The 5,154-nt window shown below is 71.5% G+C and carries 5 protein-coding genes; all 5 read right to left on the bottom strand.

Going from position 1 to position 5,154, the window contains the following annotated elements; genetic code table 11:
* Positions 1-89: 89 nt before the first annotated feature.
* The gene (locus ACFXGX_RS11445) at positions 90-1,124 is read right to left on the bottom strand and encodes a tetratricopeptide repeat protein (RefSeq protein WP_384788219.1); all 1,035 of its coding nucleotides are present in this window, start codon (positions 1,122-1,124) and stop codon (positions 90-92) included.
* Between the two features lie 201 nt (positions 1,125-1,325).
* Positions 1,326-1,940, bottom strand: a complete 615-nt coding sequence (locus ACFXGX_RS11440; protein ID WP_384788217.1) for a response regulator — start codon at positions 1,938-1,940, stop codon at positions 1,326-1,328.
* Positions 1,937-3,160, bottom strand: coding sequence for a sensor histidine kinase (locus tag ACFXGX_RS11435; protein WP_384788228.1), 1,224 nt, complete (start codon positions 3,158-3,160; stop codon positions 1,937-1,939). Before ACFXGX_RS11435 ends, ACFXGX_RS11440 begins: the two co-directional genes overlap by 4 nt.
* Before the next feature lie 5 nt (positions 3,161-3,165).
* Positions 3,166-3,906 carry an ABC transporter permease gene (locus ACFXGX_RS11430; protein WP_384788214.1) on the bottom strand — a complete coding sequence of 247 codons (741 nt, stop codon included), beginning with the start codon at positions 3,904-3,906 and terminating at the stop codon, positions 3,166-3,168.
* The gene (locus ACFXGX_RS11425) at positions 3,903-4,901 is read right to left on the bottom strand and encodes an ABC transporter ATP-binding protein (RefSeq protein WP_384788211.1); all 999 of its coding nucleotides are present in this window, start codon (positions 4,899-4,901) and stop codon (positions 3,903-3,905) included. Before ACFXGX_RS11425 ends, ACFXGX_RS11430 begins: the two co-directional genes overlap by 4 nt.
* Positions 4,902-5,154 lie beyond the last annotated feature (253 nt).

The raw sequence follows: 5,154 nt of genomic DNA, 5'->3' as shown, positions 1-5,154 counted from the left end.
GGAACAGTCCATCCGGTCTGTTCCCGCCCCCGTGCCCTCCCGGGGAGGAGATTCCCCCCCCCGGGACGACCCGCCCACCCGAGGGCCGGTCAGGACTCGTCCGGACGCTTCTCCCCGGCGAGGGCCAGCAGTTCCTCCATGTCCTCGGGATCGAGGTCGAGTTCGGACGCCGGAGCGAGCAGCGCGCCGATCTCGCCGTCCCGGCCCTGCTCCGAGAGGAACTGCGCGTAGTTGACGAAGGCGACTTCGTCCTGGTGCGCGATCGCGTCCCGGTAACGGCGGTCGGCCTGCTCCCACTGCTCCAGCTCCTCGTGGAGGAGTGCGAGGTTCAGGTAGGCGTTGATCTCCCCGTCCTCCTCCGCGGCGGCCTCGTAGTGGCCCACGGCCTCCTGGTGGGAGCCGTTGTCGGCCAGGTGGAGCGCGTAGGCGAAGTGGGCGCCGGAGATCTCCTCGGCCAGGGCCGCCCGCAGGTGGGCGCCGGCCGCCTCCATGTCCCCGAGGGCGTTCTCGGCCTCGCCGAGCACGACCAGGACCGACCGCTGTCCGGCGTCGAGAGCCTTCCGCAGCCAGGAGACGGCTTCCGCGTACTCCTCCTGGTCGGCCAGGAGCCGGCCGAGGTTGCCGGCCGCCATGGTGTCGCCCTGGCCGATCGCCCGGCCCAGCAGATCGGCGGCCTCGTCGAGCCGTTCGTCGTCCTCACTCAGGAAGGCGCCGTAGTCGTTGAGCGCCTGAGGGTTGCCCTCGGCCAGCGCCTGCTTGTAATACGTCTCCGCCCGCGCCCTGTCCCCGACCTCGTCTGCCAGGACCGAGGCGGTCCACAGGGCGACGTCGCGGCCACCGCGGGCGGCCTGCGCCAGGGCCGAGACCGCTTCCTCGGGCCGGTCGAGCTGGATCAGCAGATCGGCCAGGGCCTCGTACGCCCCGGAGTTGCCCGCCTCCGCGGCCGCGGAGATCAGCCCCAGCGCGGCATCGATGTCGCCCCACTCGTGGACGAGGTCGAGGATCTTCTCCGCGACCTCGTCGTCCGGGCCGGCCCACGCCTTCAGATACAGGGTCAGAGCCGCGCCGGGGTCTCCCGCCGCCAACAGTCGTTCCGCCAGGGCCTCAAAATCGTCTTCCGCCATGAGGAACATCCTTTCGTACGGGTGATACCGGGCCCGCGGTCACCGTGGTGAAGCCTCCGCCGGTGACGGCCGCGGCCGGAACGGGCCGGCGGACGACGCCGAATGGCAAAGGAACAATGATCTTTGATGTTGACCCGGAGTTTTGGCCGCCGTGAACCCCGGATGGTCGACGCGTGAACTCGGAGCCTCCGCCGTGGGCGGCTACAGCCAGCCCTTCTCCCGCGCGATCCGTACCGCCTCCGCCCGGTTGCGTACCGCGAGTTTCTGGATCGCGGTCGAGAGGTAGTTGCGGACGGTGCCCTGGGAGAGGTGGAGGGCCTTGGCCAGTTCGGCGTTGGTGGAGCCGTCGGCGGCGGCGCGGAGGACCTCGCGTTCGCGTTCGGTCAGGGGGTTGGCGCCCTCGGCGAGCGCGGCCGCCGCCAGGGTGGGGTCGATGACGCGCTCGCCGTCCAGCACCTTGCGTACGGCCGCGGCGAGTTGGGCGGCGGGAGCGTCCTTGACGAGGAAGGCGTCGGCGCCGGACTCCATGGCGCTGCGCAGATAACCGGGGCGGCCGAAGGTGGTCAGGATGAGCAGCTTGATGCCCGGAAGCTCCTTGTGGACCTCGGCCGCCGCCTCTATGCCCGTCATGCCCGGCATCTCGATGTCGAGGAGCGCCACGTCCACGTCGTGGGCGCGGGCCGCCGCCAGCACCTCGTCGCCGCGCGCCACCTGGGCGACGACCTCGATGTCCGGCTCCAGTCCCAGCAGGGCGGCCAGCGCCTCGCGGACCATCGACTGGTCCTCGGCGAGCAGGACCTTGATCGTGCGGCTCATGCACCGGATCCTACGGGGTCGCCCCCCGCGCCCGCAGGGGCCCGGCCCCCCTCCAGGGGTGCCCGTGCCACCAGCCGGAATCCGTGCCGGACACGGCCCGCCTCCATCGATCCGCCCGCCTTCTCCAGGCGTTCGGTCAGCCCGGTCAGGCCGTTGCCGGGTGCCGCGCCCGAGGCGCCGCCCGACCCGTCGTCCTCCACCGAGAGTTCGAGCACGGGACCGTCCAGGGTCTGGCGGCGGACGAGCTCCACGGTGCAGCGCCGGGCGCCGCTGTGCCGCACGACGTTGGTGACCGCCTCGCGCAGCGCCCAGGCCAGCGCGGACTCGGTCTCCTCGGGAACGCCGTCGAGGCCGGGTTCGGCGGGCAGGTCGGCGATCACGTCGGCCGCGGTCAACGCGACCTGGGCTCCCGCGAGTTCACCGGCCAGCCGGGGCCTGCGGTAGCCGGTGACCGCCTCGCGCACGTCGACCAGGGCCTGGCGGCTGACCTGTTCGATGTCGGCGACCTGCTGGGCCGCCTTGTCGGGGTGGTCGGGGAGCATCCGCCCGGCCAGCTCGCTCTTCAGCGTGATCAGCGACAGCGAGTGGCCGAGCAGGTCGTGCAGGTCCCGGGCGAGCCGCAGGCGTTCCTCGTTGGCGGCGAGCTGGGCGACGGTGGCCCGCGCCTTGCGCAGTTCCACCGTCGTACGGACCAACTGCCGTACGCCGGTCATCGCGAAGCCGATCAGGACGACGAGCAGGACGAGGTTGCGCGCGTCCTCCTCGCCGCCGTGCAGGCCGACGAGCAGCATCACGACGGCGGTCAGCGGGATCGTCCAGTAGGAGACGCGCAGCGGGAACGTCGTGCCGCAGGCGACCGAGACGTACACGAACAGGCCGAGCCAGGGGGCGCCGAGCGTCAGGCACAGGACGACGGCCAGCACGCCGAGGGCGAGCACCATGAGGGTGACGGCCAAGGAGCCCGTGAACGCCTTGCCCATGTGCCGGAAGACCAGCATCAGATAGACCGCGACGAAGGCCGCGAGGCCGACCCAGCCGGCCGCGGTGACCGCGGTCGTGTGGTCGCCCGAGACGAGGTCGTGGACCGGCGAGCTGAGGAACACCAGCCAGATGACGATCCAGACCGACTTGCGCAGGGCCTCGCGGAGGTTGCGCGGGGACTCCCCCATCCTCACGATCCGGTCCGTGCGGGCCCCGTCGGGCAGCGGGTCTTCCGTCATGGCGTTCACGCCTTCAGCGTGTCCTTCCGGTACAGCCAGGCCGCGCCGCCCGCGAAGAGGGCGAAGGACACGGCGAGGATGGCGATGTCCTTCGCATGCGGGGCGTTCCCCAGTTCGATGGCCTGCCCCAGGGCAGCGTACGCGTGGGTGGGAAGCCATTTGGCTATGTTCTGGAGCCAGTCGGGGAAGGTCGTCGTCGGCATCCACAGGCCGCCGAGCATCGACAGACCGAAGTAGACGATCATCGTGATCGGCCGGACCGCGTCTCCGCTGGCGAGGTAGCCGATGGCGACACCGAGGGCGGCGAAGACCAGGCTGCCGGCCCAGATCACGCCGGTGAGCGCGAACCACTGCCAGACGTCGAGGCGTACGTCCTTCACCGCCGCGGCGACCACGAAGACGATGACGATCGACGGCAGGCTGATCACGGCGGCGCTGGCCGTCTTGGCGAACACGTAGCCGCGGCCGGGCAGCGGGGTGAGCCTCAACTGCCGTACCCAGCCGCTCTCCCGCTCCTTGGCGATGCGCTCGCTGTTGCCCATGAGGACGGCCGTCAGGGCGCCGAAGGAGGCCATGGAGACCATGAAGAAGGTCGGCAGTGTCAGGCCGGTGCCTTCCACCTTGGTGGTGCTGTCGGCGCTGCCCGCGATCAGCAGGAACAGGGCCGAGGGGTAGATGACCGAGAAGAACAGGAACTTGCGGTTGCGCAGGGCGCGGGTGATCTCCAGCTTGATGAGACTGTTCACTTGGACGTGACCTCCTCGGCGGTGGCGCGCGGGGCTGCTTCGGCCGCGCCGCGGGTGGCCTCTTCGGCCTCGGTGATGGCGACGAAGGCCTGCTCCAGACCGAGCCCGGCGACTTCGAGGTTGCGGGGGTAGACGCCGAGCCCGTACAGCGCGTGGACGGTGGCGTCCGCGTCGGAGGACTGGATGCGGACCGTCTGACCGGACCCCGCGGCGGAGCCGCTTTTGGACACCGTGACCGAGGTGAGGAAGGGCAGCGCGCGCAGCGGGGCCTCGTCGATCGTGCCCTCCAGGTCGAAGGAGACGCGGCGCGCTCCGGCCTTGGCCTTGATCTCGGCGGCCGTGCCGTCGGCCAGCAGCCGTCCGCGGTGCAGGACGAGCACGCGGTCCGCGATGGCGTCGGCTTCTTCCAGGTAGTGCGTGGCGAACAGGACCGTACGGCCCTGGTCGGCCTGTTCGCGCATGGTGGCCCAGAACGCCTGCCGGGCGGAGACGTCCATGCCGGTGGTGGGTTCGTCGAGGACGATCAGGTCGCTGTCGCCTGCCGTGGCGAGGGCGAAGCGGACGCGCTGTGCCTGGCCGCCGGAGAGCTTGTTGACCTTGCGGTCGGCGATCTGGGCGATGCCCGCGCGGGCGAGGACCTCGCTGGGGCGGTACGGCCTCGGGTGGAGGTCGCAGGCGAGCTTGACCAGTTCGCCGACGGTGACCTCGTCCATCAGGCCGCCGCTCTGGAGCATGGCGCCCACCTTGCCGGCGACGATCGCCTCGCGCGGGCCGGTGCCGAACACGCGCACCGTGCCGCTGTCGGCGTTCTTGAGGCCGAGCAGCAGGTCGAGCGTGGTCGACTTGCCCGCGCCGTTGGGGCCAAGGAGGGCGACGGTCTCGCCGGGGTGCAGTTCGAGCGTCAGCCCGTCAACTGCCCGGACGCTCCCGTAGCTCTTGGTCACCGAATCGAACCGGACCACCGATGGGGTGGTGGTCGCCGCAGTCGTTGTCATGTCGTCCATCGTGGAGGAGAGGGGGTGGCCGCGGCAGTGCGGTGTGTCCTGGGTCGCGGATGACAGATGTCATGCCGGCGGCCTGCGTCCGTGCTCCGTGGCGGACCGCGACACCGCGAACGGCAGGAGGGGGCCCCCCCCGGGGGGGGGGGGGGGGGGGACGGGCGGGGGGGGGGCCGCGAGAGGGGGTTGGTGGGGGGGGGTCGTGTCGGGGGGGTGGGGGGGGTCCGCGCCACCCCCCTCCAATCTAGGT

The sequence above is a fragment of the Streptomyces sp. NPDC059371 genome, assembly GCF_042751995.1.
Taxonomy (GTDB): domain Bacteria; phylum Actinomycetota; class Actinomycetes; order Streptomycetales; family Streptomycetaceae; genus Streptomyces.
Note: the sequence above shows the minus strand (reverse complement) of the source record. Positions and strands in the feature narration are given on the sequence as shown.

Excerpts from the sequence above, each read along its gene's own strand:
- ACFXGX_RS11445 (WP_384788219.1), bottom strand. The coding sequence starts at position 1,124 with ATGGCGGAAGACGATTTTGAGGCCCTGGCGGAACGACTGTTGGCGGCG.
- ACFXGX_RS11440 (WP_384788217.1), bottom strand. The coding sequence starts at position 1,940 with ATGAGCCGCACGATCAAGGTCCTGCTCGCCGAGGACCAGTCGATGGTC.
- ACFXGX_RS11435 (WP_384788228.1), bottom strand. The coding sequence starts at position 3,160 with ATGACGGAAGACCCGCTGCCCGACGGGGCCCGCACGGACCGGATCGTG.
- ACFXGX_RS11425 (WP_384788211.1), bottom strand. The coding sequence starts at position 4,901 with ATGACAACGACTGCGGCGACCACCACCCCATCGGTGGTCCGGTTCGAT.